At 65.6% G+C, this 26,201-nt stretch carries 27 protein-coding genes; 9 read left to right on the top strand and 18 right to left on the bottom strand.

The annotated features are described in order from the left end of the window. Nucleotides 1-57: 57 nt before the first annotated feature. A complete protein-coding gene (locus tag AABA51_RS02765; RefSeq protein ID WP_338276407.1) occupies nt 58-852 on the bottom strand; it encodes a ChaN family lipoprotein in 795 nt (264 codons plus the stop codon). 147 nt (nt 853-999) lie between these two features. Further along, nucleotides 1,000-1,881 (bottom strand): RNA polymerase factor sigma-32, encoded by an 882-nt coding sequence (locus tag AABA51_RS02760; RefSeq protein WP_338274188.1) that lies wholly within the window; start codon nt 1,879-1,881, stop codon nt 1,000-1,002. A gap of 356 nt (nt 1,882-2,237) precedes the next feature. Here AABA51_RS02760 and AABA51_RS02755 point away from each other — a divergent pair, with 356 nt between their 5' ends. After that, complete coding sequence (locus AABA51_RS02755; RefSeq protein WP_338274186.1) at nt 2,238-3,788, top strand: YifB family Mg chelatase-like AAA ATPase; 1,551 nt, start codon at nt 2,238-2,240, stop codon at nt 3,786-3,788. Here the strand turns inward: AABA51_RS02755 and gshB are convergent. The 3 genes from gshB to rsmI all read right to left on the bottom strand — a co-directional run bounded on the left by gshB (nt 3,785) and on the right by rsmI (nt 6,047). After that, entirely contained in the window at nt 3,785-4,717 is a 933-nt protein-coding gene (gene gshB, locus AABA51_RS02750) for a glutathione synthase (RefSeq protein ID WP_338274184.1), read from the bottom strand. The two genes, AABA51_RS02755 and gshB, sit on opposite strands and share 4 nt — an antisense overlap. Before the next feature lie 83 nt (nt 4,718-4,800). Further along, nucleotides 4,801-5,157 carry a YraN family protein gene (locus tag AABA51_RS02745; RefSeq protein ID WP_338274182.1) on the bottom strand — a complete coding sequence of 119 codons (357 nt, stop codon included), beginning with the start codon at nt 5,155-5,157 and terminating at the stop codon, nt 4,801-4,803. Beyond that, nucleotides 5,154-6,047, bottom strand: coding sequence for a 16S rRNA (cytidine(1402)-2'-O)-methyltransferase (gene rsmI, locus AABA51_RS02740; RefSeq protein WP_338274181.1), 894 nt, complete (start codon nt 6,045-6,047; stop codon nt 5,154-5,156). The genes AABA51_RS02745 and rsmI overlap by 4 nt, the downstream gene beginning before the upstream one ends. Nucleotides 6,048-6,161: 114 nt before the next feature. Between rsmI and AABA51_RS02735 the strand changes: the two genes are divergently transcribed. The 3 genes from AABA51_RS02735 to murJ are packed head-to-tail and all read left to right on the top strand — an operon-like array spanning nt 6,162 to nt 11,731. Beyond that, nucleotides 6,162-7,331 (top strand): penicillin-binding protein activator, encoded by a 1,170-nt coding sequence (locus AABA51_RS02735; RefSeq protein WP_338274180.1) that lies wholly within the window; start codon nt 6,162-6,164, stop codon nt 7,329-7,331. Then, the gene (locus AABA51_RS02730; RefSeq protein WP_416915228.1) at nt 7,291-10,119 is read left to right on the top strand and encodes a [protein-PII] uridylyltransferase; all 2,829 of its coding nucleotides are present in this window, start codon (nt 7,291-7,293) and stop codon (nt 10,117-10,119) included. Before AABA51_RS02735 ends, AABA51_RS02730 begins: the two co-directional genes overlap by 41 nt. 1 nt (nt 10,120) lies before the next feature. Next, nucleotides 10,121-11,731 (top strand): murein biosynthesis integral membrane protein MurJ, encoded by a 1,611-nt coding sequence (gene murJ / locus AABA51_RS02725; RefSeq protein ID WP_338274178.1) that lies wholly within the window; start codon nt 10,121-10,123, stop codon nt 11,729-11,731. Here murJ and AABA51_RS02720 read toward each other — a convergent pair. After that, nucleotides 11,728-12,411 carry a rhomboid family intramembrane serine protease gene (locus tag AABA51_RS02720; protein WP_338274176.1) on the bottom strand — a complete coding sequence of 228 codons (684 nt, stop codon included), beginning with the start codon at nt 12,409-12,411 and terminating at the stop codon, nt 11,728-11,730. The genes murJ and AABA51_RS02720 overlap by 4 nt on opposite strands. Before the next feature lie 103 nt (nt 12,412-12,514). Between AABA51_RS02720 and trpS the strand changes: the two genes are divergently transcribed. Further along, nucleotides 12,515-13,540 carry a tryptophan--tRNA ligase gene (gene trpS / locus AABA51_RS02715; protein ID WP_338274174.1) on the top strand — a complete coding sequence of 342 codons (1,026 nt, stop codon included), beginning with the start codon at nt 12,515-12,517 and terminating at the stop codon, nt 13,538-13,540. Nucleotides 13,541-13,544: 4 nt separating this feature from the next. Here trpS and AABA51_RS02710 read toward each other — a convergent pair whose 3' ends face one another. The 10 genes from AABA51_RS02710 to AABA51_RS02665 all read right to left on the bottom strand — a co-directional run bounded on the left by AABA51_RS02710 (nt 13,545) and on the right by AABA51_RS02665 (nt 20,712). Further along, a complete protein-coding gene (locus AABA51_RS02710) occupies nt 13,545-13,673 on the bottom strand; it encodes a hypothetical protein (RefSeq protein WP_338274172.1) in 129 nt (42 codons plus the stop codon). A gap of 494 nt (nt 13,674-14,167) precedes the next feature. Beyond that, a complete protein-coding gene (locus AABA51_RS02705; protein WP_277824331.1) occupies nt 14,168-14,947 on the bottom strand; it encodes a succinate dehydrogenase iron-sulfur subunit in 780 nt (259 codons plus the stop codon). A 28-nt stretch (nt 14,948-14,975) separates the two neighbouring features. Beyond that, the gene (locus AABA51_RS02700) at nt 14,976-15,251 is read right to left on the bottom strand and encodes a hypothetical protein (protein WP_338274167.1); all 276 of its coding nucleotides are present in this window, start codon (nt 15,249-15,251) and stop codon (nt 14,976-14,978) included. Between the two features lie 5 nt (nt 15,252-15,256). Beyond that, nucleotides 15,257-17,077, bottom strand: coding sequence for a succinate dehydrogenase flavoprotein subunit (gene sdhA, locus AABA51_RS02695; protein WP_338274165.1), 1,821 nt, complete (start codon nt 17,075-17,077; stop codon nt 15,257-15,259). Between the two features lie 7 nt (nt 17,078-17,084). Then, a complete protein-coding gene (gene sdhD, locus AABA51_RS02690; protein ID WP_338274163.1) occupies nt 17,085-17,456 on the bottom strand; it encodes a succinate dehydrogenase, hydrophobic membrane anchor protein in 372 nt (123 codons plus the stop codon). A 12-nt stretch (nt 17,457-17,468) separates the two neighbouring features. Next, nucleotides 17,469-17,852: a succinate dehydrogenase, cytochrome b556 subunit gene (gene sdhC / locus AABA51_RS02685; RefSeq protein ID WP_338274161.1), complete on the bottom strand. Its 384-nt coding sequence runs from the start codon at nt 17,850-17,852 to the stop codon at nt 17,469-17,471. Between the two features lie 186 nt (nt 17,853-18,038). Continuing rightward, nucleotides 18,039-19,079, bottom strand: coding sequence for a MaoC family dehydratase (locus tag AABA51_RS02680; protein ID WP_338274159.1), 1,041 nt, complete (start codon nt 19,077-19,079; stop codon nt 18,039-18,041). A 1-nt stretch (nt 19,080) separates the two neighbouring features. After that, a complete protein-coding gene (locus AABA51_RS02675) occupies nt 19,081-19,284 on the bottom strand; it encodes a DUF1737 domain-containing protein (protein WP_338274157.1) in 204 nt (67 codons plus the stop codon). A 7-nt stretch (nt 19,285-19,291) separates the two neighbouring features. After that, on the bottom strand, nt 19,292-19,846 hold the full coding sequence (locus AABA51_RS02670) for an NnrU family protein (protein ID WP_338274155.1): 555 nt from the start codon (nt 19,844-19,846) through the stop codon (nt 19,292-19,294). After that, on the bottom strand, nt 19,846-20,712 hold the full coding sequence (locus AABA51_RS02665) for an HpcH/HpaI aldolase/citrate lyase family protein (protein WP_338274153.1): 867 nt from the start codon (nt 20,710-20,712) through the stop codon (nt 19,846-19,848). Before AABA51_RS02665 ends, AABA51_RS02670 begins: the two co-directional genes overlap by 1 nt. 282 nt (nt 20,713-20,994) lie before the next feature. Here AABA51_RS02665 and AABA51_RS02660 point away from each other — a divergent pair, with 282 nt between their 5' ends. Then, nucleotides 20,995-21,306, top strand: coding sequence for a hypothetical protein (locus AABA51_RS02660; protein WP_338274151.1), 312 nt, complete (start codon nt 20,995-20,997; stop codon nt 21,304-21,306). 111 nt (nt 21,307-21,417) lie between these two features. Here AABA51_RS02660 and AABA51_RS02655 read toward each other — a convergent pair whose 3' ends face one another. Beyond that, nucleotides 21,418-22,170: a sulfite exporter TauE/SafE family protein gene (locus tag AABA51_RS02655; protein ID WP_338274149.1), complete on the bottom strand. Its 753-nt coding sequence runs from the start codon at nt 22,168-22,170 to the stop codon at nt 21,418-21,420. Nucleotides 22,171-22,328: 158 nt separating this feature from the next. Between AABA51_RS02655 and mdh the strand changes: the two genes are divergently transcribed. The 3 genes from mdh to AABA51_RS02640 all read left to right on the top strand — a co-directional run bounded on the left by mdh (nt 22,329) and on the right by AABA51_RS02640 (nt 25,062). Then, nucleotides 22,329-23,291, top strand: coding sequence for a malate dehydrogenase (gene mdh, locus AABA51_RS02650; protein WP_338274147.1), 963 nt, complete (start codon nt 22,329-22,331; stop codon nt 23,289-23,291). Between the two features lie 260 nt (nt 23,292-23,551). Then, nucleotides 23,552-24,394 carry a hypothetical protein gene (locus AABA51_RS02645; protein WP_338274145.1) on the top strand — a complete coding sequence of 281 codons (843 nt, stop codon included), beginning with the start codon at nt 23,552-23,554 and terminating at the stop codon, nt 24,392-24,394. An 8-nt stretch (nt 24,395-24,402) separates the two neighbouring features. After that, nucleotides 24,403-25,062 (top strand): class I SAM-dependent methyltransferase, encoded by a 660-nt coding sequence (locus tag AABA51_RS02640; protein ID WP_338274144.1) that lies wholly within the window; start codon nt 24,403-24,405, stop codon nt 25,060-25,062. 76 nt (nt 25,063-25,138) lie between these two features. On the opposite strand, the gene AABA51_RS02635 is transcribed toward AABA51_RS02640, so the two are convergent. Next, complete coding sequence (locus tag AABA51_RS02635; RefSeq protein WP_338274142.1) at nt 25,139-26,080, bottom strand: hypothetical protein; 942 nt, start codon at nt 26,078-26,080, stop codon at nt 25,139-25,141. Nucleotides 26,081-26,201: the final 121 nt, after the last annotated feature.

The following is a 26,201-nucleotide window of genomic DNA, read 5'->3' as shown; positions in this document are numbered from 1 at the left end:
CCACCTCATTCCACGGGGGCCGAAGGTAGGGGGCAGCCCGTCCAAGGGCAATCTCTTTCAGCGAAAGGCGGCACAGGGGTCGGGCCGGTCCACCGGCTCCGACAAGGCCCACAGATCAAAGGGCTGATCGCCCTCCGGCACCGCCTCGAACTGGCCAAGGCTGAAAACCGCAACCTCCGGCGCGGCCCGCGCGATCAAGGCGGGCACACCCCAATCGCGGCGCGCATGGCCATTGCCGGTGATCACGGCCACCGGCCCGCCATGGGCGGCCAGGGCTTCAAGCGCCGCCTCGGCCAGCGCCGCATCGCGCAGCCGCTGCGCCTCCACGAAACCGGGCAGGATATCCTCGGGCAATGCATCGCAATGGGCCGCCATCTGCTCGGCCTCGCGCGCGGCCTGTTCCGCCTCGGGCAGGGCCGCGCTCAGACCGAACAGCGCCGCATCGCCTGCGAAAACTTCGGCAGCGCCTTGGGCAAAGGCCCCCTGCGCCGCCTCCCGCCCGATCAGCGCGCCATAAACCGGCACCTCCGCCCCATAGGCAAAGAGCGGCGCGTAATAGGAAAAATCCGGCCAGCCGGAATTGGCCCAATCAAGATAAAAGGCAAGCGCTTGCGCATCCCCCGCCATCTCCGGCGTGATCCCCCGCGCCGCTTCCGCACCGATCATCTCGAACACGATGGCGGATGGCCCGATCCCCTCCAGAACCTCGGCCTGCAGGGCATGATGGCCCGGATTGTCATGCACCTCGCCCAGCACCACGACCTCCGCGCGGGATGCCGCCGCGACGATCTCGGGCAGGCTTGCTTGACCAAGGGCAGGAAGGGCCTGCGCGCCCAGCGCACAGGCCAGCATCACGGCGCGCCGCACCTCAGCGCAGCGCGACAAAGGCCACCGCCATGGACGGCGACCCCTCGGCCAGCGGCAGATCGTGCTCTGGCGCGGCCGTCGCCAGCGAATAGGCGAACAGCGCCACCAAAAGGGCCAGCGGCGCGTGCAGGATCAGGCGACGAAGAATGACCGAACCTCCTTCGACTGCGCTTCCAGCGTCTTGCGCATCTTGGCGAAAGCGGCGGCTTCCAGCTGGCGCACGCGCTCCTTGGACAGGCCCAGTTCCTCGCCCAGGCTCTCCAGCGTCCGGGGCTCCTCGCGCAGCTTGCGCTCGCGCACGATGAACCGTTCCCGGTCGTTCAGCGCCTGCATGGCGACGATCAGCCAATCGCGCAGCTGTTCGGTGTCATGGGCTTCTTCGACGATCTCGGCGGCCTGGGTGCTCGTATCCTCCAGCGCGTCGATCCATTCGCGGCCCTCGTCATCGACGGATTGCGTGGCGTTCAGCGAATAATCCGAACCCGCCAGACGCCCCTCCATCATCTCGACATCATGCAGCGGCACGCCGACCTCGGTCGCGATCATCTGGCGCATCTGGTGCTTGTCGAGGTTCTGGCCCGCGGCCAGCGCCTCGCGCTCCAGCCGCGCCTGGACCCGGCGCATGTTGAAGAAAAGCGATTTCTGGCTCGACGTGGACCCGGTGCGCACCATCGACCAGTTGCGCATCACGTAATCCTGGATCGACGCCTTGATCCACCAGACCGCATAGGTCGAAAAGCGCACGCCACGATCGGGGTCGAACTTGTCGGCCGCCTTCATCAGGCCCAGCCCCGCCTCCTGGATCAGATCGTTCATCGGCGCGCCATAGCGCTTGAACTTGGCCGCCATCGAGATGGCAAGCCGCATATAGGCCGTCACCAGCCGATGCAGCGCTTCCTCGTCGCGATGGTCGCGCCAGGCATAGGCCAGTTTCAGTTCCGTCTCCGCATCCAGCAACTCCGCCCGCATCGCGCGGCGGCTGAGGCTGTGTTCTCCACCCATGTCCAGTGCCATCTGGGAACCCCCCGGTTTGCGTTGATGACGCCATTGGCAAGCAGCGTTCTGATGGGTGTTACGCAGCGAAAGACCATCTGGTTCACTTTTTGGGGTAGAAAATTTCGTGCACCGGCATATGTCGCGCGGGTTTCGCTCATCACGAATGCGCGAGCAGCCACCGCGCGCGCCGGTCCGGCCCGATGCGTTCACCCGCCCGCGACCCGCGCGTCGCCGTCCCCTCCACATCGCCGCACGGGGCGCGAAAGCTGCAATTCTTTCCGATCCGTTACCGCCTTCCGCCGCCGGTCATCTTTCGTCAGGATCCGGCCCGTTTTGTTTACGCTTCGGTAATGTCTCCAGCGTAGCGGTTAACCATGTTCGACACAGCCCGCCCCGAAAGCCTGTCCCGCATCCACACCGTAGCCTTCGAAGGGCTCGAGGCCCGCCGGGTCGAGGTGCAATGCGCCGTGACCCCCGGCGTGCCGGCCTTCGCCGTCGTGGGTCTGCCCGACAAGGCCGTGTCCGAGGCCCGCGAAAGGGTCCGCACCGCGCTTTCGGCCATGGCCATCGCGCTCCCCTCCAAGCGGATCACGGTCAATCTCTCGCCCGCCGACCTGCCCAAGGAAGGCTCGCATTTCGATCTACCCATAGCGCTCGCGCTGCTTGCAGCCCTCGATATTGTGCCCCGTGATCGTGTGGACGGGGCCATGGCGCTGGGCGAATTGTCCCTCGACGGCACGCTCGTCGCCGTCATCGGGGCGCTGCCCACGGCGCTCGCGGCAGGCGAGGATGGGCGCGTCCTCTTCTGTCCCGCCGCCTGCGGGGCCGAGGCCGCCTGGGTCGGCGCAACCCCCGTCTTCGCCGCGCGCACCCTCGCCGAGCTGATCGGCCACCTGACCGACCGCGCCCCCCTCGACCCCGCCCGCCCCGGCGAGGTGATCGAGACCCCGCATCTCAAATGCCTCTCCGAAGTGCGCGGACAGGAACGCGCCAAACGCGCGCTCGAAATCGCTGCAGCCGGTCGCCATCACCTCCTGATGGTGGGCAGTCCCGGTTCCGGGAAATCCATGCTGGCCGCGCGCCTTCCCGGCCTCCTGCCGCCGCTATCGGCTCCCGAAGCCCTTGAAACTTCGATGATTCATTCGCTTGCGGGCCTCCTCGACGAAGGCGGCATTTCCCGCACCCGCCCCTATCGCGCGCCCCATCACACCGCCTCCATGGCCGCCATCGTCGGCGGCGGCCGGGGCGCCAAACCGGGCGAGATCAGCCTTGCGCACAACGGGGTTCTCTTCCTCGACGAATTCCCCGAATATCCCCGCGCCGTCCTCGAAACCCTGCGCCAACCCATCGAAACCGGCGATGTCGTGGTCGCCCGCGCCAATGCGCATGTCACCTATCCCTGCCGCTTCCTGCTGATCGCCGCCGCCAACCCCTGCCGCTGCGGCCAGCTTTACGATGCCGCCCAGGCCTGTGGCCGCGCGCCGCTCTGTGGCGAGGATTACATGGGCCGCATCTCGGGCCCGCTGATGGACCGGTTCGATCTGCGGCTCGAGGTGCCGCCCGTGGCCTATGCCGATCTCGACCTGCCCGCGACCGGCGAGAAAAGCGCCGATATCGCGCTGCGCGTGGCCGCCGCCCGGCGGATCCAGGCCGACCGCTTCGCAGCCTTGGGCGCCCCCGCCCGCGTCAACGCCGATGCCGAAGGCGCGCTGCTCGACGCCATCGCCACCCCCGATCCAGCCGGAAAAGCCTTTCTTGTCAAGGCGGCGGAGCGGTTTCGCCTGACCGCGCGGGGCTATCACCGGCTCTTGCGGCTTGCCCGCACCATCGCCGATCTGGAGGGCGACACCACGGTCGCCACGCCCCATATCGCCGAGGCGCTGGCCTATCGGCTCATCGGCTCGGGGACCGCCAACAGCGATTAGAGCTTGGCCTCGATCGCCGCCCAGATCTTGCCCGCGACATTGATCCCGTCGAACCGCTCCAATTCCTGGATGCCGGTGGGAGAGGTCACGTTGATCTCGGTCAGGTAGCCGCCGATCACGTCGATACCGACGAAAACCTGCCCCATCTCGCGCAGCCGGGGGCCGATGGCCTCGCAGATCTCATGCTCGCGCGCGGTCAGTCCGATCTTTTCCGCCCGCCCGCCCACGTGCAGGTTCGACCGCGTCTCGCCCGTGGCCGGCACGCGGTTGATCGCACCCGCGGCCTGCCCGTCGACGAGGATGATCCGCTTGTCCCCCTCCGACACGGCCGGCAGGAATTTCTGCGCGATAAGCGGCTCGCGATTGATGCCGGTGAACAATTCATGCAGCGAATTGAGGTTGCGGTCGCTGTCGGTCAGCCGGAACACGCCCGCACCGCCATTGCCATAAAGCGGTTTGAGGATGATGTCGCCATGGCGATCCTTGAACTCGCGCAGGACGGACAGATCGCGCGCGATGGTCGTGGGCGGCGTCAGCTCGGGAAAATCCAGAACCAACAGTTTCTCGGGGCAATTGCGCACCCAGAACGGGTCGTTCACCACCAGCGTCTGCCCCTTCAACCGGTCCAGAAGATGCGTGGTGGTGATATAGCCCATGTCGAAAGGCGGATCCTGCCGCAGCCAGACCACGTCGACATCGCCCAGATCCAGATCCTCGACCGGACCCAGATGGGCATGATCGCCCCGCACGCGCTGCACCCGCAGGCTTTGGGCACGCGCCATGATGCGCCCTTCGCGATAGCTCAGGTGATCGGGGGTATAGACCCAAAGATCATGGCCACGCGCCTGCGCCTCTTCGGCGAGGCGAAAGGTGCTGTCGGCATCGATATTGACCGACCCGATCGGGTCCATCTGAAAGGCAACCTTCATGGCCCGCGCTCCGTGCAATTGCATCGCACCCTGTTTGGCGCGTGGCCGCGCCGGGCGCAAGGCTGCGCGGTTGCGCGACCGGGTCAGGCCGCCATCAACGCATTGGGCAGGACATCGATCCGCCCGGCCCGGTCGACCAAGGCGACATCGAACCGCATCTCGGTCAGGGAGCCGCGCAGGAAAAAGCCCAATCCGGCCTCGGCGCTGGTCATCAACCGCGCAATCTGGCGGCGTGACAGGCGCGTGGCCGCCTCGGCCCAGCTTGGCGCGGATTTCACCTCGACGAAAATGACCACATCCCCTTTCGACAGGACCAGATCGATCTCGCCACCGGGACCGCGCCAACGACGACACAGCACCCGGTATCCCTCCTCAGCATAGCGCGCCACGACACTGTCTTCGGCTGCCTTGCCCGCAAGATACGACCGCAATCCGCTCATCCGTCCGATCCTTCCTTCAGCGCAAGCGCGCGTTGATACACATCCCGCCGCGGCAGGCCCAGCGCCTCGGCGACATGGGCGGCGGCATCCTTGAGCCGCATCCGCCCCATCGCCTCGGCAAGCGCGGCATCCACATCCGCCGCGTCCGGAGCCACCTCGAGCGGGCGACCGATCACCAGCACGATCTCACCCTTCGGGGCATCCCCCGCCAGACCATCGCGCAGGCTGCCCAAGGTGCCCCGGCGCACCTCTTCGAAGCGTTTGGTCAATTCCCTGCACAGCGCCGCCTCCCGCATCTCTCCCCAGTGCTCGCAGAATTCCCCTAACAATCGCTGAACGCGCCGTGGACTTTCATAGATGATCAGCGTCGCGGGGATCGTCCCGATTTCCTCGATCCAACGCGCCCGTGCGCCGGCCTGCGCCGGGGGAAAACCCGCAAAGAGGAACCGGTCCGACGGCAGGCCCGAGATGCTCAGCGCCATGATCGCGGCCGAAGGGCCGGGGGCGGCATTCACCGGATGCCCCGCCCCGATGGCCGCGCGCGCCAGCTGATAGCCCGGATCGGCCACGACCGGCGTTCCCGCCTCGGAACAATAGGCCACGCTGCGTCCCTCTACGAGATGGCGCAGGATGCGGGGGCGCGCCTCGGCGCCATTGTGGTCGTGATAGGCGATGAGCGGCCTGTCGCCCAAACGCAGCCCGTGGATTTCCATCAGGTGGCGCAGGGTGCGGGTATCCTCGGCCACCAGCACATCGGCACTGGCCAGGATATCGAGCGCGCGCAGCGTGATGTCGCGCGCAGCCCCGATCGGGGTGGCGACAAACCACAGCCCCGCTGCCAGCGCGACACGGCGGGCCGTGCCCGTCCCTTCCCCGGCGTCTCGATCCATCGGTGACATCCCGCCTGAGCCGGCGCATCCCGCGCGGGCATCGTTTACTTGCCGTGGCGGACGCTCTAGCCTAGTCGGAAACGGTCGGCAGCGCCCCACGGAGGTATCGAGCTCATGTTTTCCGCTTTGCGCACCATCCGCAAGCCCCTGAAGATCCTTGCGAGCCTTGGCCTCGCCACGGCGCTGGGGGCGTGCCAGGTCGCGGGCCCCCGGCTTGGCTCCGGGCCTTCGGTCGGGGGGCAGACGGTGCAGGTGGCGATGCTGCTGCCGGTCACCTCCGCCCAGGGCGGCGATGCGACCATTGCGCAAAGCCTTGAAAACGCGGCCCGTCTCGCTGCGGCCGATTTGCCGGGCGTCACGATCGAGATCACCGTCTACGACACGGCAGGCCTGCCCGCCCAGGCCGCCAATGCCGCGCGCGAGGCCGTTCAGGCCGGGGCCGACATCATCGTGGGCCCGCTGCGTTCGGACAGCGCGGCCGCCGCAGGCGTCGCCGTGGCCAATTCCAACGTCAACATCCTCAGTTTCTCGAACAACACCGAGATCGCGGGCGGCAATGTCTTCGTGCTGGGCCATACCTTCCAGAATTCGGCGGCGCGCATCGTGAGCTATGCCGCATCGCAGGGGCGCGACCGCATCGTCGTGGCCCATGCCCAGAACCTCGCGGGCGAGGTGGCGCGCGATGCCGTCCTGCGCTCGGCGCAAGCGGCGGGGGCGACCGTCGTGCAGACCGTGCCTTACGAATTCTCGCAAAACGGGGTGATCGGCGCGGTGCCGCAGATCATGTCCGCGGTGCGGGACAACCAGGCCAATGCGCTGATGCTGACCTCGGACAGCGCCGGCGCGCTGCCTTTCTTCGCCCAGCTTCTGCCGGAAAACGGGCTCGACCTCGAAGCGGTGCAGATGATGGGTCTGACCCGCTGGGACACGCCGCCCCAGACGCTGGAACTGTCCGGACTTCAGGGCGGTTGGTTCACGGTTCCCGATCCGCAGGCCGCCGCCGATTTCAACGGTCGCTACGAGGCCACATATGCAACCCCGCCCCATATCCTTGCGGCCCTTGGCTATGACGCGATCCGCGCCGTGGGCGAGACTGCGATGGCCTCCGGACGGCTCGGTGCGGCCGACCTGACGGCCAGCGCTGGTTTCGAAGGCGCGAACGGGGTATTCCGACTGCTCACCGATGGCACGAACCAGCGTGCGATGGCCATCGCCCAAGTGACCCAGAACCAGGTGGCCATGATTGACCCCGCCCCAAGACGCCTTGCCGGTTTCGGTTTCTGACCGGAACCCGAGCCTTCCGCCCACACCCTCCGCCCCCGGCGCGCTGATCGCACCGGCCGAGGTCATTCTCGACGAAGCAGCGCTGTGCGCGCGGCTGGATCAGGCCGTGGCGGGCCTGTCCGAGGCCGCTTCCATCCGCGCGGCGGCGACCCGCATCCTGCAAGAGGCCCAGGCCACGGGCCGCCGCGCCATCGAGGAGGGGATCGCCGCGAACCCGCTGACCGCGCGGCGCATCACCCGCGCCTATACCTACCTGACCGATGGCCTCGTGCGCGGCGTCCTGCACGTCGCGCAAACCCATCTGCACCCCAACGCCCTGCCCACACAGGCCGAACGCATGGCAATCATGGCCATCGGCGGCTATGGCCGGGGCGAAATGGCACCCTATTCCGATGTCGACCTTCTGTTCGTCACATCGGGCAAGATCTCCGCCCATGCCGAGAGCGTGATCGAATCCGCCCTCTACATGCTGTGGGACCTGCACATGAAGGTGGGCCATTCCAGCCGCACGATCCGCGACTGCCTGCGGCTGGGCAAACAGGACATCACGATCCGCACCAGCCTGCTGGAGATGCGCTTTCTCAGCGGCGAGGAGGCCATCGCCGACGAGCTGCGCCGCGCGCTGCGCGAGCAGCTCTTCCACGGCACCGTCGGCGAATTCATCGAGGCCAAGCTCGAGGAACGCGCCACCCGCCACCGCAAGCAGGGCGGCCAGCGCTACGTGCTCGAACCCAATGTCAAGGAAGGCAAGGGGGGCCTGCGCGACCTTCAGACACTCTACTGGATCGCCAAATACGAACATGGCGTGAACCGCGCGGGCGAATTGGTGGACCTCGGCGTCTTCACCGCCGAGGAATTCGCCGCCTTCGACGCGGCCGAACGGTTCCTCTGGGCCACGCGCTGTCACCTGCACCTGATCGCGGATCGGGCCCAGGACCAGCTGACCTTCGACAACCAGGTCGCGGTCGCCGAACGGCTGGGCTACCGCGACCATTCCGGGCGGCGCGCGGTCGAGCATTTCATGCAGGATTATTTCCGCCACGCCACCCGCGTCGGCGAATTGACCCGCATCTTCCTGACCGAACTGGAAGCGCGCCACGTCAAGCAAGAACCCAGCATCTTCGGCTTCCTGCGCGGGCGCACCCGGCGCAAGAAGCTCAAACCGGGTTACGTGCTGAAACAGAACCGGCTCGCCATCGCCGACGAACAGGCGTTTTTCACCGACAAGCTCAACATCCTGCGCCTCTTCGAAGAGGCGTTGCGCACAGGCTACCTGATACACCCCGACACGATGCGCGCGCTGTCCGCCAACCTGCGCCTGATCGATGACGAGATGCGCCGCGACCCCGAGGCCTGCGCGATCTTTCTCGACCTGATGCTGAAACAGGGAAATCCCGAACGCGCGCTCCGGCGGATGAACGAATTGGGCGTGCTTTCGGCCTTTCTGCCCGAATTCGCGCCCATCGTCGCGATGATGCAATTCAACATGTATCACAGCTACACGGTGGACGAGCATACGATCCAGGTCATCTCGACGCTGGCGCAGATCGAACGCGGCGAACTGGTCGAGGAATTGCCGGTCGCCTCGAACATCCTCAAGCGCGGGGTGAACCGAAAGGTTCTCTACGTCGCCTGCCTGCTCCATGACATCGGCAAGGGACGGAAAGAGGATCATTCCGTCGTGGGTGCCCGCATCGCGCGCAGCCTCTGCCCCCGGCTGGGCCTGAAACAGGCCGAATGCGACACGGTCGAATGGCTGGTGCGCTATCACCTGCTGATGTCGGACATGGCGCAGAAACGCGACATCGCCGATCCCCGCACGGTGCGCGATTTCGCCAAGGCGGTGAAAACCCGCGAAAGGCTCGAATTGCTGACCGTGCTCACGGTCTGCGACATCCGGGGCGTCGGGCCCAACACCTGGAACAACTGGAAAGCGACGCTTTTGCGCGGCCTTTTCCGGGCGACGGCCACGGCGCTCGACACCGGCCTCGAAGATCTCAACCGCGAGAACCTCGAGGGCGAGGCCAAGCGCGCGCTGCGCGATGCGCTGGCCGATTGGGCCAAACCCGATCTCAAGGCCGAGATGGACCGCCATTACGGCCCCTATTGGCAAGGGCTCGACCTTGCCACGCAAGTCACCTTTGCCGAGATGCTGCGCGGCATCGGGGCGGACGAGATCCGCATCGACACCCGCGAAGACCCCGACCGCGATGCGACCCGCGTCTGTTTCGCGCTCAACGACCATCCCGGCATCTTCTCGCGGCTTGCAGGCGCCCTGTCGCTTGTCGGGGCCAACGTGGTCGACGCGCGCACCTATACCTCCAAGGATGGCTATGCCACCGCCGTCTTCTGGGTGCAGGATGCCGAGGGCAACCCCTACGAATCCCGCCGCCTGCCGCGCCTGCGCGACATGATCGACAAGACGTTGAAGGGCGAGGTCGTGGCCTCCCGCGCGCTGGAAAGCCGCGAAAAGATCAAGAAACGCGAACGTCCCTTCAAGGTGCCGACCAACATCACCTTCGACAACGAAGGCTCGGAAATCTACACGATCATCGAGGTGGATACCCGCGACCGTCCCGGCCTGCTCTATGACCTGACCAAGACGCTGGCGGCCTCCAACATCTACATCTCGTCCGCCGTGATCGCGACCTATGGGGCGCAGGTGGTCGATACCTTCTACGTCAAGGATATGTTCGGCCTGAAACTCCATGCGAAATCCCGGCAAGAGGCGTTGGAGCGCAAGCTGCGCGACGCCATCGCGCGGGTCGCAGAACGCGCGGGGGCCTGACATGGCCGCCATCGCCCGACCGATCCGGCTGATCTCGGGGTTCATCACGGTCGGCATGTGGACGCTGGGCAGCCGGCTTCTGGGCTTCGTGCGTGACATCCTGATCGCGGCCTTCATGGGCACGGGACCTGTGGCCGAGGCGTTCTTCATCGCCTTTTCCTTGCCCAACCTCTTTCGCCGCTTCTTTGCCGAGGGCGCGTTCAACACCGCCTTCGTGCCGATGTTCTCGAAGAAACTGGAGGCGGGCGAAAACGCGCTCGGCTTTGCGCGCGATGCCTTTGCGGCGCTTGCCACAGTCCTGATCGTCCTGACGCTGGTGGCGCAACTGGCCATGCCATGGCTGGTTCTGGCCATGGCGGGGGGCTTTGCGGGCGATGTGCGTTTCGAACTGGCCGTCGATTTCGGGCGCGTGGCCTTTGGCTATATCCTCTTCATCTCGCTGGCCGCGCTCCTGTCGGGGCTCTTGAACGCGACGGGGCGCTTTGCTGCCGCCGCCGCCGCGCCGATCTTGCTCAATGTCGTGCTGATCGCGATGCTCTTGATCGCGGAAACCGATCTTGCCGCAGGCGCGGCTTTCACCATCGACAGCGCAGGGCCGGGCGATGACCTGACGGGCCTGCGCCATGGTACGCTGCTCAGCTGGGGGATCTTGCTTGCGGGTCTGGCGCAGGTGGCCCTGGTCTGGACCGCCGCATCGCGCGCAGGCTTTCGCCTGATCCCGCGCCTGCCCCGCCTGACGCCCGAGATGCGGCAACTGGCGATCATCATGCTGCCCGCGATGCTGGCGGGCGGCGTGGTGCAGATCAACCTTCTGGTCGGTCGCCAGGTCGCCAGCTTCTTCGAAGGGGCCATCGTCTGGATGAGCCTTGCCGACAGGCTTTACCAGCTTCCCCTGGGCGTGGTGGGTGTGGCCATCGGCGTCGTGCTTCTGCCCGACCTGTCGCGCCGCCTGCGGGCTGGGGATGGGGCGGGCGGGCGCTATGCACTCAGCCGCGCGGGCGAGATCTGTCTGGCCCTGACCGTGCCTGCCGCCGTAGCGCTCTGCGTGATCCCCGTGCCGCTTGTGTCGGTCCTGTTCGAACGCGGCGCATTCGAGGCCAGCGATACCGCCCAAACGGCGCTGGCGCTCGCCGCCTACGGGATCGGCCTGCCCGCCTTTGTCCTGCAAAAGGTGCTGCAACCGCTCTATTTCGCGCGCGAGGATACGAAAACGCCGTTCCGCTTCGCACTTGTGGCGATGGTGGTGAATGGCGTCGTGGCCATCGGCCTTGCCTTTGTCATCGGCTTTGTCGGTGCGGCCCTTGCGACCTCGGTTGCGGCCTGGACGATGGTCTGGCTGCTGGCGCGGGGGCGGCGCAGCATGGGCGAGGTGGCGATGTTCGACGACCGCTACCGCCAGCGGCTTGGCCGGATCGTGCTGGCCGCGATGGTGATGGGGCTGGCCCTTGTCATCGGCGCGACGCTTCTGGCCCCTGCCCTCGCCGCGCCGGGTCTGCGTTACCTCGCGCTGGCCGCGCTGGTTCTGGGCGGGCTGGCCGTCTACGGGCTTGCCGGTCAGGCGCTCGGCGCCTTCCGGATTGCGGAATTCCGCGATGCGCTCCGTCGGCGTTAACGGCTGCGCAGCTTCGACAGCACGCGCTGCCAGCCACCGGGGCTGAGCACAAAGGACATCAGGAAGCCTGCGACGAAACCCGACAGATCGGCCACCACATTGCCGAATTCCCCCCCGATCAGCCCGAACAGAAGCTGGATCGCCAAAAGCATCCCGATCAGGCCAAAGGCGCGATAACCCGGCCCCCCGCGCAGGTGTTCCCGCGTCCACAGGATGAAGGTGAAGGCCCCGATCAACCCGTAGACACCGGGATATCCCCCCACCAGCGGATAGGGGCTGTTCATCAGCACGACAAAGCCGATCGCCCCCATGATGGCCGACCCAAGGAACAGCGCGACAAAGGCCAAGGGCGAAAACACCTCCGCCACCATCTTGCCGATGGCCAGGATGAAGACGACGACGAAAGCCGCATGGGCAAAGCCCGTATGGATCAGCGGATAGGTCACAAGCCGCAAAAGCTCGCTCGCGGGCCAGATGTTGTTGACCCACATCGCCCGCGCGATCTCGTCAAAGACGGCGTAATCGCGGATCGCGTTCAGCCGCCAACCGATCCCGCCCTGACCGCCCAGAAACCCCGCCGTCGCGGCCTGGAACATGACCTCGAGGCCAAAGATCACCACGGCCAGCGCCACCACCACCGGGGGCAGCGCGTTGAAGGGGGAAACATTGTGCCGATCCATCGCGGGGCCTGCCCTTGGTTGACGCCATCTGCCCCCGTGGGTAAGCGATGCGGCGGCACTTGGCCAGAGGCGGCCATGGCGCAAAAGGCCAAGGGGCAGGATCATGACGGCACCGCATTTCGCACCGCGCGTATTCTCGGGCATCCAGCCCTCGGGCGGTCTGACGCTGGGCAATTACCTTGGCGCGATGAAACGCTTCGTCACCATGCAGGATGCAGGCACCCACCAGACGATCTATTGCATGGTGGACCTGCACGCGATCACCGCGACCCTGCAAGACCCCGACACGCTCCGCCGCAACACGCGTGAATTGTGCGCAGGCTTCATCGCGGTCGGCATCGACCCGGAAAAATCCATCCTCTTCAACCAGTCGCAGGTTCCCGAACACGCGCAACTGGCCTGGATCTTCAACTGCGTCGCGCGCATGGGCTGGATGGGCCGCATGACCCAGTGGAAGGACAAGGCGGGCAAGAATGCCGAAGCCGCCTCGCTGGGGCTCTTCGCCTATCCCGCCCTGATGGCCGCCGATATCCTCCTTTATCACGCGACCCATGTGCCCGTGGGCGAGGATCAGAAACAGCACCTGGAACTGACCCGCGACATCGCGGCCAAGTTCAACCACGATTACGGGCAGGAATTCTTCCCCATCACCGAACCCGTGATCGAAGGGGCGGCCACCCGCGTCATGAACCTGCAGGACGGGACGAAAAAGATGTCCAAGTCCGACCCCTCGGACAAGACGCGCATCAACCTGACAGACAGCGCCGACGAGATCGCGAAAAAGATCCGCAAGGCCAAGACCGACCCCGATCCCCTGCCCGAGGCTTTGGCGGGCCTCGAAAGCCGCCCCGAGGCGCGCAATCTCGTGAACATCTATGCAGCCCTTGCCGATATCACGCCGCAGGCCGTGCTCGACCAGCATCAGGGCGCGCTGTTCGGCCATTTCAAGATGGCCTTGGCAGATCTGGCGGTCGAAAAGCTCTCGCCCATCACGACAGAGATGTCGCGCCTGATGGACGACCCCGCCGAGATCGACCGCATCCTTGGCCGCGGGGCCGAACGCGCGCGCGAAATCGCGGCCCCGATCCTGGCCCGGACCTATGATATCGTGGGGATGCTGCGCAGCTGAGCGGTCAGCGCGCGCCAGCGCTCTTGGATGTTTTCTGTGGCTTGGTGGTCTTGCCGAAATAGGCCCAGCTTTCCTCCAACAGGCGCAGGGCTGCATCGGCGTCGAAATGGGTCTTGGGGCATGATTTGGACATCGTTAATCTCCTTTTACGTGTAAAAAATCATACCCACTCATCTTAAGGATTTTGCTGCATCGCGGCATTTTCTTTTTGCAACCCCGCCATGCCGCCAGAGTGACCCCCTCCCCGAGCGGAGGGGGAGGGGTTTGGCACCATCCACCCTGCGCATCAGGCCGCGATCGGCAGATCCTCGTAGGCATGGTCTTGCGGCGCGGGCTTCGGCCCGGGGGTGAAATAGGCCCATGCCTCCTCCAACAGGCGCAGGGCCTAGTCGGGGTCGAAGGCGGGGGTTTTCGGCTGCTCAGCCATCGGGATGTCTCCTTGACGGTCACTGCCTCCCTTGCGGGGAAAGCTAGTCACAGTCGACGGCCGCCACATCCCATGATTGTGCAACGCCGCCTTGCCCGGAGCGCACATGCAAAACCCCGCCCTTTCGGGGCGGGGTCACGCGATTATTCGTACGAATAATCGCAGAGCCGAATTTTCGTACGAAAATTCGGCGGCACGCCTCAGAGCTGGCGTTCCACCATCATCTTCTTGATCTCGGCAATCGCCTTGGCCGGGTTCAGACCCTTGGGGCAGGTCTTGGCGCAATTCATGATCGTATGGCAGCGGTAGAGCTTGAAGGGATCTTCCAGATCATCCAACCGCTCGCCCGTCGCCTCGTCACGGCTGTCGATGATCCAGCGATAGGCATGCAGCAGCGCCGCCGGCCCAAGGTAGCGGTCCCCGTTCCACCAATAGCTGGGGCAGGACGTCGAACAGGAGGCGCACATCACGCATTCATAAAGCCCGTCGAGCTTTTTCCGATCCTCGATCGACTGGCGCCATTCCTTTTCGGGGCGCTGCGTCTTCGTCTCGAGCCAGGGCATGATCGAGGCATGCTGCGCATAGAAATGCGTCAGGTCCGGGATCAGGTCCTTGATCACCGGCATATGCGGCAGCGGGTAGATCTTCACGTCGCCCTTGATCTCGTCCATGCCGTAGATGCAGGCCAGCGTGTTGATCCCGTCGATGTTCATCGCGCAGGACCCGCAGATCCCCTCGCGGCAGGACCGGCGGAAGGTCAGCGTGGGGTCGATCTCGTTCTTGATCTTGATCAGCGCGTCCAGAACCATCGGGCCGCAGCTGTCCATGTCGACCCAATAGGTATCGACGCGCGGGTTTTCCCCGTCATCGGGGTTCCAGCGATAGATCTGGAACTTGCGCAGGTTGGTCGCGCCCTCGGGCTTGGGCCATGTCTTGCCCGTGCGGATGCGGGAATTCTTGGGAAGCGTCAGTTCGACCATGGATCATGTCCTCCGGGTCAGAAGATCGTCACAGGATCAGGGGCCGCGTCGGGCCCGCGCCGGTGAGTCTGCGAAAACAGGTGTCATAGACGACGTAAGGGTCACGCCCGCGCAGGAAATCGCTGGTCACGGTCAGATCGAACGCGGCCGATGCCCCGCCCGTTCCACCACCGATCCCGACCGATCCCCTCGGGCGCTCTGCCAGCCGCGCCTGTTCGCTGCATTGCGCATAGGCGCGCTCGGCGCTGACCGGCCTGTTGCAGGCGGTCAGCACCAAGGACAGCAGAACGGATACGGCCAGCATGCGGATCAATAGACCCTCGCCTTGGGCTTGATGCGCTCGAGGTCGATACCGCCCTCGTTGTGACCCATCAGCGGGTTCAGATGGACCGGGCGATAGGACAGATCCACCTGCGCGCCGTCGACGGTGGCCAACGAATGCTTGCGCCATTCCACGTCGTCGCGGTCGGGATAATCCTCGTGGGCATGCGCCCCGCGGCTTTCCTTGCGCGCCTCGGCCGACACGATGGTGGCCATCGCATTGGGCATCAGGTTCGTCAGCTCCAGCGTTTCCATCAGGTCCGAGTTCCAGATCATCGACCGGTCCGTCACCTTGATGTCGTCCATCTTGGACGCCACGCCCTTCATCTTTTCCACGCCTTCGGCCAGCGTCTTGTCGGTGCGGAACACGGCAGCATCGGCCTGCATCGTCTTCTGCATCTCAAGCCGCAATTCGGCGGTCGAGACATTGCCCGACGCATGCCGGATATCGTCGAACCGCGAGATCGCGAAATCGAGCGAGGCCTTGGGCACATCGGGCACGGCACTGTCGGGATCGACGATCTGCCCCGCCTTGATCGCGGCGGCGCGGCCAAAGACGACCAGGTCGATCAGGCTGTTGGAGCCCAGACGGTTCGCGCCATGCACGCTCGCACAGCCCGCCTCGCCCACGGCCATCAGCCCCGGCACGATGGCATCGGGATTGTCCTTGGTCGGGTTCAGCACCTCGCCCCAGTAATTCGTGGGGATGCCGCCCATGTTGTAATGGACCGTGGGCAGAACCGGGATCGGCTCCTTGGTCACGTCGACGCCCGCGAAAATGCGCGCCGATTCCGAAATGCCGGGCAGGCGCAGCGCCAGCGTTTCGGGCGGCAGGTGGTTCAGGTGCAGGTGGATGTGATCCCCTTCCTTGCCCACGCCGCGCCCTTCGCGGATCTCCATCGTCATGCAGCGCGAAACCACGTCGCGCGACGCCAGATCCTTGTAGGTGGGCGCGTAGCGTTCCATGAACCGCTCGCCCTCGGAATTGGTCAGGTAGCCGCCTTCGCCGCGCGCGCCCTCGGTGATCAGACAGCCCGCACCGTAGATGCCGGTGGGGTGGAACTGCACGAATTCCATGTCCTGCAACGGCAGCCCCTGCCGCGCGACCATGCCACCACCGTCCCCGGTGCAGGTATGGGCCGAGGTGGCCGAGAAATAGGCGCGGCCATAGCCGCCGGTGGCCAGCACCACCATCTTGGCGCGGAAGACATGCATCGTGCCGTCGTCCAGCTTCCAGGCCACGACGCCGACGCAATGCCCTTCGTCGTTCATCAACAGATCGGTCGCGAAATACTCGATGTAGAATTCCGCGTTGTTCTTGAGCGACTGACCGTAAAGCGTGTGCAGGATCGCGTGGCCCGTACGGTCGGCTGCGGCACAGGTGCGCTGCACCGGCGGGCCTTCCCCGAACTGGGTCGTGTGGCCGCCAAAGGGGCGCTGGTAGATCTTGCCATCCTCTGTGCGCGAGAACGGCACGCCGTAATGTTCCAGCTCGTAGACCGCCTTGGGCGCTTCACGGGCCAGGTATTCCATCGCATCGGTATCGCCCAGCCAGTCCGACCCTTTCACGGTGTCGTACATGTGCCAGTGCCAATGGTCGGGCCCCATGTTGCCAAGGCTGGCCGCGATGCCGCCCTGCGCGGCAACGGTGTGGCTGCGCGTCGGGAAAACCTTGGAAATGCAGGCAGTCTTGAGCCCCTGTTCGGCCATGCCCAGCGTGGCCCGAAGGCCCGCGCCGCCTGCGCCCACCACGACCACGTCGTAGCTGTGGGTGTTCAGATCGTAGCTCGGGGAAACGGTGTCTTTCATCTCGTCCTCAAAGTGCAATCTGTGCCAGCGCCACGACCCCGCCCGCGGCCAGCGCGTAACACAGGATGGTCGTCGCGATCAGACCGATCTTGCGGCTCAGGCCGCGGGTGTAATCCTCGATCAGCACCTGCATGCCCAGACGCATGTGATGCAGACCCACGACCAGGAAGGCGCCCACGATCAGCGCGGGGATGGGCCGCGACAGGCTCGCCACCACGGCCTCGTGCGGCTGGCCCAAAAGCCCGCCGATGATGGCAAGAAAAAAGGGCGTCAGGATCAACAGCGCGACCGAGGTGACGGTCATCGTCCAATGCTGCGCCGTTCCGGTCTTGGCAGACCCCAGCCCCGTCACGCGCTTGCGGTCAGTTACATATGCCATCGTCTCAGCCCCTCAGATCGCGATCAGCGTCAGCGCGGTCAGAACCACCGAGCCGATGATCATGCCCCAGCCCAGCTTGTCCGAGGTTTCCACGTCCAGCGCCCGGCCCGTATCCCAGATCAGGTGCCGCACGCCGCCCAGCGCGTGATACCACAGCGCCAGAACCGACAGCGCCATCACGATATCGCCGAGGAACGAGGTCACCAGCCCGTCGATCGTCTCGAAATAGGCGGCACCGCTTGCGGCGGCCATCAGCCACCACACGACGGCGATCGCGCCCACGATCAAGCCGTTGCCGGTGATGCGCACGAAGATCGAGGTGATGGAATTCAGCTGCGGACGGTAGATCGTCAGATGCGGGGAAAGCGGCCGGTTTCCCCGGTTCACGTCGGCCATGGCTTGGACCCTTCCGGTTGTTCTCAAAGGTCTGGCGGTTGTCTTTCCCGATGAATAGCGGGTTTTGCCACGCTGTCACCTGCAACGATTGTCGATTCCATGCGTCATCTTGGGTCCAAACGCCGCAGATCGGGGCTTTGTGATCACAGTTTTCAAATCCGTGATCACAAAATCCACACCTCGCGATCACACAGGCATCAGCGCCCAGTAATCAAGGTCGAGCAACACATGCGGCAGGTATTTGCCCTCCGCATCCTTCAGCTCGCCCGCCCGTCCGTCTTCCTTGACCGCGACCAGCCGCAGCCGGATCGCCCCGACACCGGGCGCTGCCGTCGGGGCCGTGTCCAGCACCTCGGACCAGGCGCGCAGCGTGTCGCCCGCGAAACAGGGATTGGCATGGCTGCCGCCGTTGATCGCGACGATCATCTGCGCATTGGCCAGCCCGTTGAAGCTCAGCGCGCGGGCCATCGACATGACATGACCGCCATAGATCAGCCGCCGCCGGTCGGCGCGCGGGGTCACGTCGAAATGGGTCTTCGACGTGTTCTGCCACAACCGCGTGGCCATCATGTGTTCGGCCTCCTCGATGGTCACGCCATCGACATGGTCGATCACCTCGCCCACCGCGTAATCGCCCAGGCGATGCGGCTCGCCCGCCAGCGTCAGGTCATAGCGGCTGAAATCCAGCCCCTCGGGCAGGATCAGCGTGGCGGGGTCCACGACCTTGGCCAATTCCGGCACCACGGTCTCGGGCGCGGGGGCACCCTCGTCGCCTTTGCGCACCATGACCCAGCGCACGTAATCCAGCACCGTTTCCCCGCGCTGGTTGCGCCCTTCGGTGCGGACATGGACCACACCGGTCTTGCCGTTGGAATTCTGCTTCAGCCCGATCACCCGCGACGAAGCCCTCAGCGTGTCGCCGGGCCAGACAGGGCGATGGAACCGCCCCTCCGCATAGCCAAGATTTGCCACCGCATTCAGCGAGATATCGGGAACCGATTTTCCAAAGACCGTGTGAAACGTGATCATGTCATCGACCGGGCTGGCCGTCAGCCCGCAGGACCGCGCGAATTCATCCGAGGAATAAAGCGCATGCCGCGCCGGGTAGAGCGCGTGGTAAAGCGCCCGCTCCCCACCCGATACCGTGCGCGGCACGGCATGTTCGATCACCTCGCCCAGCCGGTAATCCTCGAAAAACCGGCCCGCATTCGTCTTGGTCCCGGCCATCCTATTGCTGCCCCAGCTTCATCTCGGGGCTATAGGGGGCCTCGATCTCCTTGGTGACCGCTTGCGCGCAGCGCATCACGCCAAGCGCCGCGTCAAAGGACATGGCCGGACTGCCGTAAAGCTCCCACCCTTTCGACAGCGCTTCGGACACCTTGTGGCAAAAGGCCGAGGTGTCATCCTCGGTCAGCAGGCGATAGATCTTCATTCCAGCCTCACATCGGGAAAGGATAGTAACCAAGCCAGGTGTGGATCGCCGCGACGATGCCATAGAGCACCGCACCGACGCCAAAGGCCATGGCATCCTTGGCCACGCTCACCTGCACCGGGCGCTCCCACGTCGGCTGGGCCTTGTTGATCAGGATGACCGACACCACCGCCCAGGCCAGCATCCCCCCGAACAGGATGATCGAGGCCAGATCGCCGTTCACCAGCAAATGCGCCACCGCCCAGGATTTCACGCCGGTCAGCTGCTTGTGGCGCACCCGCGCCGCCATCGTCCCGTTGATGTTGGACAGCGCAAAGAACCAGAACCCGATCAGCACCAGCAGGTTGGCGATATGCGTCATGAAGGCGGGCGGCACCCAGACATTGACAAAGCCCGCACCGCGATAGCCCACCACCATCAGCACCACACCGGCCAGCATGGCGACCGACAAGATGCCCTTGCCCTTGTCGCCCCATGCCGCCCGCTTTTCCGGGGCAAGCCGCTTGACCCAATGCCCCCCCGCGAACAGCGCGATCCCGAGAATAAGAAGAATATAGCCCATCACGCAGCCTCCTGTCCGGCGATGGCGCCCGCCTTTGCCAGCGTGGCGCGTGCCGTGTCCACATGGAGGTTCTCGACGATCTGCCCGTCGACAACCGCGACGCCCTCACCGCGCGCCACGGCCTCTTCGTAGGCGGCGATCTGGCGGCGCGCCAGTTCAATCTCGGCCTCCGACGGGGCAAAGGCGGCATTGGCGATGGCGATCTGCGCCGGATGGATCAACGTCTTGCCGTCGAACCCGAAATCGCGCCCCTCCGCGCATTCGCGCGCCAGGCCCTCTTCGTCGCGGAACGCGTTGTAGACGCCATCGACGCACACGATCCCCGCCGCCCGCGCCGCGAGCAGGCAATGCTGCAACGCCATATGCATCGCGCCCCGCGTCCGGCAGCCCAGATCCTTGGCCAGATCATTCGTGCCCATGACAAAGCCCGCCATGCGCGGCGCGCGCGCGATCTCGGCGGCGTTCAGGATGCCCACGGGGCTCTCCATCATCGCCCAGATCTGCGTGCCCGCCGTCCTGGGATGGGCATCGAGCATAGCGGCCACCGCCGCCACATCCGCCGCCGATCCGACCTTGGGCAGCAAGATCGCCTCCGGCCCGATCTCCATCATCGCGGCCAGATCCTCCGCGCCCCAGGGCGTGTCCATCCCGTTGATCCGCACGATCAGCGCCCGGTTGCCATAGCCGCCTTCGGCCAGCCGCTCGGCCAACAGCGCGCGGGCATTGACCTTTTCCTCGACCGCCACCGCATCCTCGAGGTCAAAGATGATGGCATCGGCCGGCAGCTCCTTGGCCTTTTCCAGCGCACGGTCGCGCGATCCGGGAATATAGAGAACGGAGCGGTAGGGGCGGGCGCGAAGGGTCAAGGCACATCTCCTTGGCTTTGGGCTGGCACGGGGCTTTGACCGCATGGGGGACCACAACTCTGCCGCGAAAGCAAGATGATCCCGCCGCATCGCAGCAAAAAAATTTCGCGGACAGCCCCTCGCGCGCAAGAAAACCACCCAATGCCGTCTTCATCACCCGTTAACCCTGCCACGGCATCGTGAATGTCGCGCGGCTCCGATCCGATCGGCCGCGCCATGTCCGAGACCGGCTCAGCGGGGCCGCGATCACCCCCTGCGCCTTGCACAGGGAAAGGTCACAAGATGCCCCGCTTCGTCTTTCCGCTCCTCGCCATCCTGCTGGCCATCCCGCCCGCGCCAGCCTTGGCGCAGGGCCGTGTCACGCTCATCTGCGGCCAGCGCGACCAGATCCTGGGCCAGCTGCGCACCCGCTTCGGCGAGGAGTTGCGGGCGACCGGCCTTGCCGGTCCGACCCGCATCGTCGAGCTTTTCGCCTCCGACGCCACGGGCAGCTGGACGATCACGGTCACCTCGGTCGACGGCACCACCTGCCTCATGGCCTCGGGCCAGAATTACCAGGCCACGGCCCCCCAGCCACCGGGCGAACCGACCTAGAGCGCGTCGCGTTCATTCGCAGTCACGCGCCACTCTCTAACCTTTTGATTTCGCATGTCCGGGGAGCGCAAGACCGGTTCCCACTTTTGCGCGACATGCTCTAGACCCGTTTCAGGTCAGCCCATCCCACAACAGCTTCAGCCCGGTCAGCACCAGCGCGACATGGGCCACCGCGAAAAAGGCGCGCTCGGGGATCACCTGATGCGCCCGCACCCCGGCAAAGGCCCCCAACAGCGCAAAGGGGATCAGTGCCGCGCTCCATCCCAGAAGCGACAGGGTGAACAGGCCCATGACGCTGTAGATCGCGGCCTTGAGCGCATTCACCACCCAGAACACGATCACCGATGTCGCGTGATACTGCGTCTTGCCGATGCCGCCCTGCCCCAGCATGAACACCGCAAAGGGCGGGCCGCCCGCATGGGCCACGAAACTGGTGAAACCCACGCCCAGCCCCGCGATCCAGCCCTTGCGCCGGTCAAACCCCTGCGGGCGCGGCGCGATCAGGCCTCGGGCCAGCGCCACGCGAAAGGCGACGAAGCCCACCGCCAGAACGCCGATCAACACCCGGATGCCATCGGCCGACACGACATAGAAGAGCACAGCCCCCAGCCCCAACCCGGGCAGCGCGCCGGTCAGGATCGCCCCCGCCGAGGGCGCATGCCACTTGCCCCAGAACGCGCGCACGGCGGCCACGTCGATGGCCATCAGCACCGGCAGCATCAGCGCGAGCGCCACCCCCGGCTCCACCACCATGGCGAGAATCGCAGCGCCCGCAAACCCCAGCGACCCGCCGAATCCGCCCTTGGACAGGCCCGCCAGAAACGCGCCGAACGCCGCCAGCGCGAACACCCATCCTTCCAGCATGGGCTCTCCTTTCCCAAGGGTATCAGCGGCTTGGACGCTGCCGCCTGCCACACCTGCGACGTCTGGCACCAGCCGCCGCAGCGCAGCGGGCTTGCGCGCGCCACGGCGCAGGGCTACGCCCATCGCCGATATCAACGAGGGACTTGGAGATCAATCTCATGGCCAGACCCAAGATTGCGCTGATCGGTGCCGGGCAGATCGGGGGCACGCTCGCCCATCTCGCCGCGCTGAAGGAACTGGGTGACATCATCCTGTTCGACATCGCCGAAGGCACGCCGCAGGGCAAGGCGCTCGACATCGCCGAATCGGGACCGTCCGAACGCTTCGACGCCAAGCTCAAGGGCACCAACGATTACGCCGATATCGCGGGCGCCGATGTCTGCATCGTCACCGCGGGTGTTCCGCGCAAGCCGGGCATGTCCCGCGACGATCTTCTGGGCATCAACCTCAAGGTCATGAAATCCGTGGGCGAAGGCATCCGCGACCACGCGCCCAACGCGTTCGTCATCTGCATCACCAACCCGCTCGACGCGATGGTCTGGGCGCTGCAGAAATTCTCCGGCCTGCCGCCCCACATGGTCTGCGGCATGGCGGGCGTTCTGGACAGCGCGCGCTTCCGCCACTTCCTCGCCGAGGAATTCGATGTCTCGATGAAGGATGTGACCGCCTTCGTTCTGGGCGGGCATGGCGACACGATGGTCCCCTCGGTCCGCTACTCGACCGTCGCGGGCATCCCCCTGCCCGACCTGATCGAGATGGGCTGGACCACCAAGGAAAAGATGGACGCCATCGTCCAGCGCACGCGCGACGGCGGCGCGGAAATCGTGGGCCTCTTGAAGACCGGCTCCGCCTTCTACGCGCCCGCCACCTCCGCCATCGAGATGGCCGAGGCCTATCTCAAGGACCAAAAGCGCGTCCTGCCCTGCGCGGCCCATTGCGACGGCGAATTCGGCCTGAAGAAGATGTATGTCGGCGTGCCCACCGTGATCGGCAAAGGCGGCATCGAACGCATCGTCGAGATCAAGCTGACCAAGGACGAACAGGCGATGTTCGACAATTCGGTCAACGCGGTGAAGGGCCTTGTCGACGCCTGCAAGGCGATCGACGAAAGCCTCGCCTGACATGAACCACCGCAGGCGGCACCCCGTGCCGCCTGCCGTTTTCCGGCCCGAACTTCACCGGGCGCGACGGTGGAACCCTGCCGTCCCTGCGATCCATCCCTGCGGGTCCTCGTGCGTATTCTGGTCTTGATGATTGCCCGACAGTGTTGACCTTCGCAAAAAACCTCGCACGCCGCCTCCGCCCGTCAAGGCCCGACTTCGCGCCGCTTGCAAACGGCAAGACCTTCAACGCCGCAAACAAGAGCGTCGGCCTCCTGACGATGGTCAAGGACGAAGACTGCTTCCTGATCCATTGGCTGACGCATTACGCGCGCCACCTCGACGATCCGCGCTTCTACATCATCGATGACGCCTCCCAAGCGGTCGATACCGCCGCTATCCTCCGACAGACGGGGCTCGATCCCCTTTGCAGCCTGCTGCGCCTGCCTGCCGGGCCGTTCTCCGACAGATACAAGGCCAGCCTGCTCTCCTCCATCGCCGCCGGACTTCTGGAACGTCACGCCACGGTGATCGCGTCAGACGTGGACGAAATCGTCACCCCCATCGGCGAGGCCCGCTCCGTTCCGCTCGACGACCTGCTGGCAGCGGCCCCATCGCCCTTTGTCTCCCCGATCGGCGTCTTGCCCGTGCATGAATGGTCGACCGAGAAACCCTTCGACCCCACCGAACCCCTGGCCGGACAGCGCAGCTGGGGCTTCTTGCACGGGGGGTCGACCAAACCCATAATCTGGAAAGGCATGGCCGGGGAATTCACGCCGGGATTGCACACCTTGAAAGGGCGCGATGTCCCGGTTGTTCCCCATCTGGCCACGATGCATCTGCGTTTCGTCGACCGCGATACGGCACTTCTCCGGCAGGAACGTCGCAACCATGTCGTCTATGCGAGCACCCAGACACCCGAACAAGGGGCGCATTGGCGGACAAGTCCGGACAAATTCGCCTTGAACAGCTTGCTCAACCCCAAGGGCCGCGTCGAAGGCGCGCCGGACATCACGGCAGAGGCCCCCCGCTTCATGCAAGATCACATGAAAAAGGTCGGGGACCATTTCATCCTGAAGGAGCGCAAGTTTTCGCGCGCCGTGACGCTCGCCGGATCTATCTGACAGATCCGATGACCCGTCCCCCTTCGCCATATCTCGTCCCCGGTTTCTACGACCGCGCGCTCAGTGACGGTCGCCACCGCGATATCGTCGGCGGCCGGTGGGAAGAAATCGGCCGCCTGCAACTGGCGCTTCTGCGCGCCCATGGGATGGAGACCCACCACCGCCTCCTCGACATCGGCGCGGGCTCCCTGCGGCTGGGCTGCAAGGCGGTGCTGTACCTCGCCCCCGGCCAGTATTGGGCCACCGATGCCAGCCGCGCCCTGATGCTCAGGGGCCGCGCCGTCGAACTGCCCGATCCGGGCAGATTGCCCGAGGATCATCTGGTCGAGGATGCCGATTTCTCCTTTCCCGACCTGCCCGATCACGTGGATTACCTGATGGCCTTTGGCCTCTTCACCCATCTGCCGCCGGGCCAGACAGCCCATGCGCTGGCACAGATCGCGCGCCGCTGGCCTGCCCCCCGCGTTTTTCTGTTCACCGTCTTTCTCGCCCCCGAGGGGCAGGACGGCGCCGCCCTGCGCCAACCCGATGGCGTCGTCACCCACCCCGACCGCCCGCCATGGCACATGACGCAAGCCGCGCTTCACGCCATGGCCGATGCCGCTGGCCTGTCCCTGACCCGCCAACCCGACCGCCTGCCGCGCGGACAGGTGCTGTTCCGCGCCTGAGGGGCGCGTTTTCCTCGCGGAAAACGCTTGGAAAAACTGCAGTTTTTCCAGACGGAAAACGCGCGTTTTCCGCCCCTCACCCAGCAGGCACGTTGCGCTGATGCTGGTAGCGCCCGCCCAGATGCCGCCAGAGTCCATAGGGCTGCGCCACCCCCCGGTATTGCTGCACCCAGATATCGGGAAACCCCTCCGACAGCTGCGCCAGGTCCAGCCACAGGCTCACCCCCGTCGTCGCATAGACCTGCCGGAACGGCCCGCCCGGATCGGCGACAAAGACATAGGTGCCCACCCCCGTGATCCCGTAACTGGCCGTGCTCACCCCATGTTCCGCAACCAGGATGCGCCGACCATCGGGCAGCAATGCGATGCTCGCCACCACATCCGTCCCCGGTTCGCGGGCCAGCACCTCCGCCAAGAGCCCACGGGCCAGCGCCGTCGCCTCCGCATGGGCGAGCCCCGGATCGATCTGCACGAAGCGCGCCGTATCCTGTGCGGGCGTGCCGCCACCCATCCCCGCCGCAGCCGGGGGCACGGCACCGCATCCCGCCATGGCCGCATCCACCGCAGCGGGCCTGTTGCCAAGCCGATAGGGCAGCGGGTTCGACGCCGGATCGTAGACCGCGATCTCGGCAACCTGCCCCCTGCGCAGCGCCGAAAGCAGCGCAGCATGACGCGCGGGGTCATAGGGCACCGCCGCATGCTGGATATCGACCACACTCAGAACGCTCATCGACAGCGCATGAACCGGCCCACCATCGACACGGATGAAAACGGGCAACATCGGCTCCAACCCGAAATTGCCGCCATAGGCCATCAACCCGATCTCGAAAGCTCCGCCATCGCGGCAACTCAGCACCAGGCAGGCGCTGTTCTCCCCCCGGCTCCAACAGGCCGCCTGCCCCCGCCCCAGCCGCGACGGATCACGGATCGTTTGCCACCCATCCATCTGCGCATGGACAGAAGCGGCAGGGAACAGGCCCAGCGCGACCAGCGCCACCAAAAGCTGTCTCGGGATCATGACGATACGCGCCTCCACTCGATACCTTTGCACATCGGGGCAAAGTCTGTGGCTCACGGCACGGCCCGGCAAGCGAAACATCACCCCGCTTGACATCGGCCACGGCCCCCGCCCCTCATCC

Source organism: Roseicyclus marinus, assembly GCF_036322625.1.
In the GTDB taxonomy this organism is placed as follows: domain Bacteria; phylum Pseudomonadota; class Alphaproteobacteria; order Rhodobacterales; family Rhodobacteraceae; genus Roseicyclus; species Roseicyclus marinus_A.
This window is presented reverse-complemented; position numbering and strand designations above follow the sequence as displayed.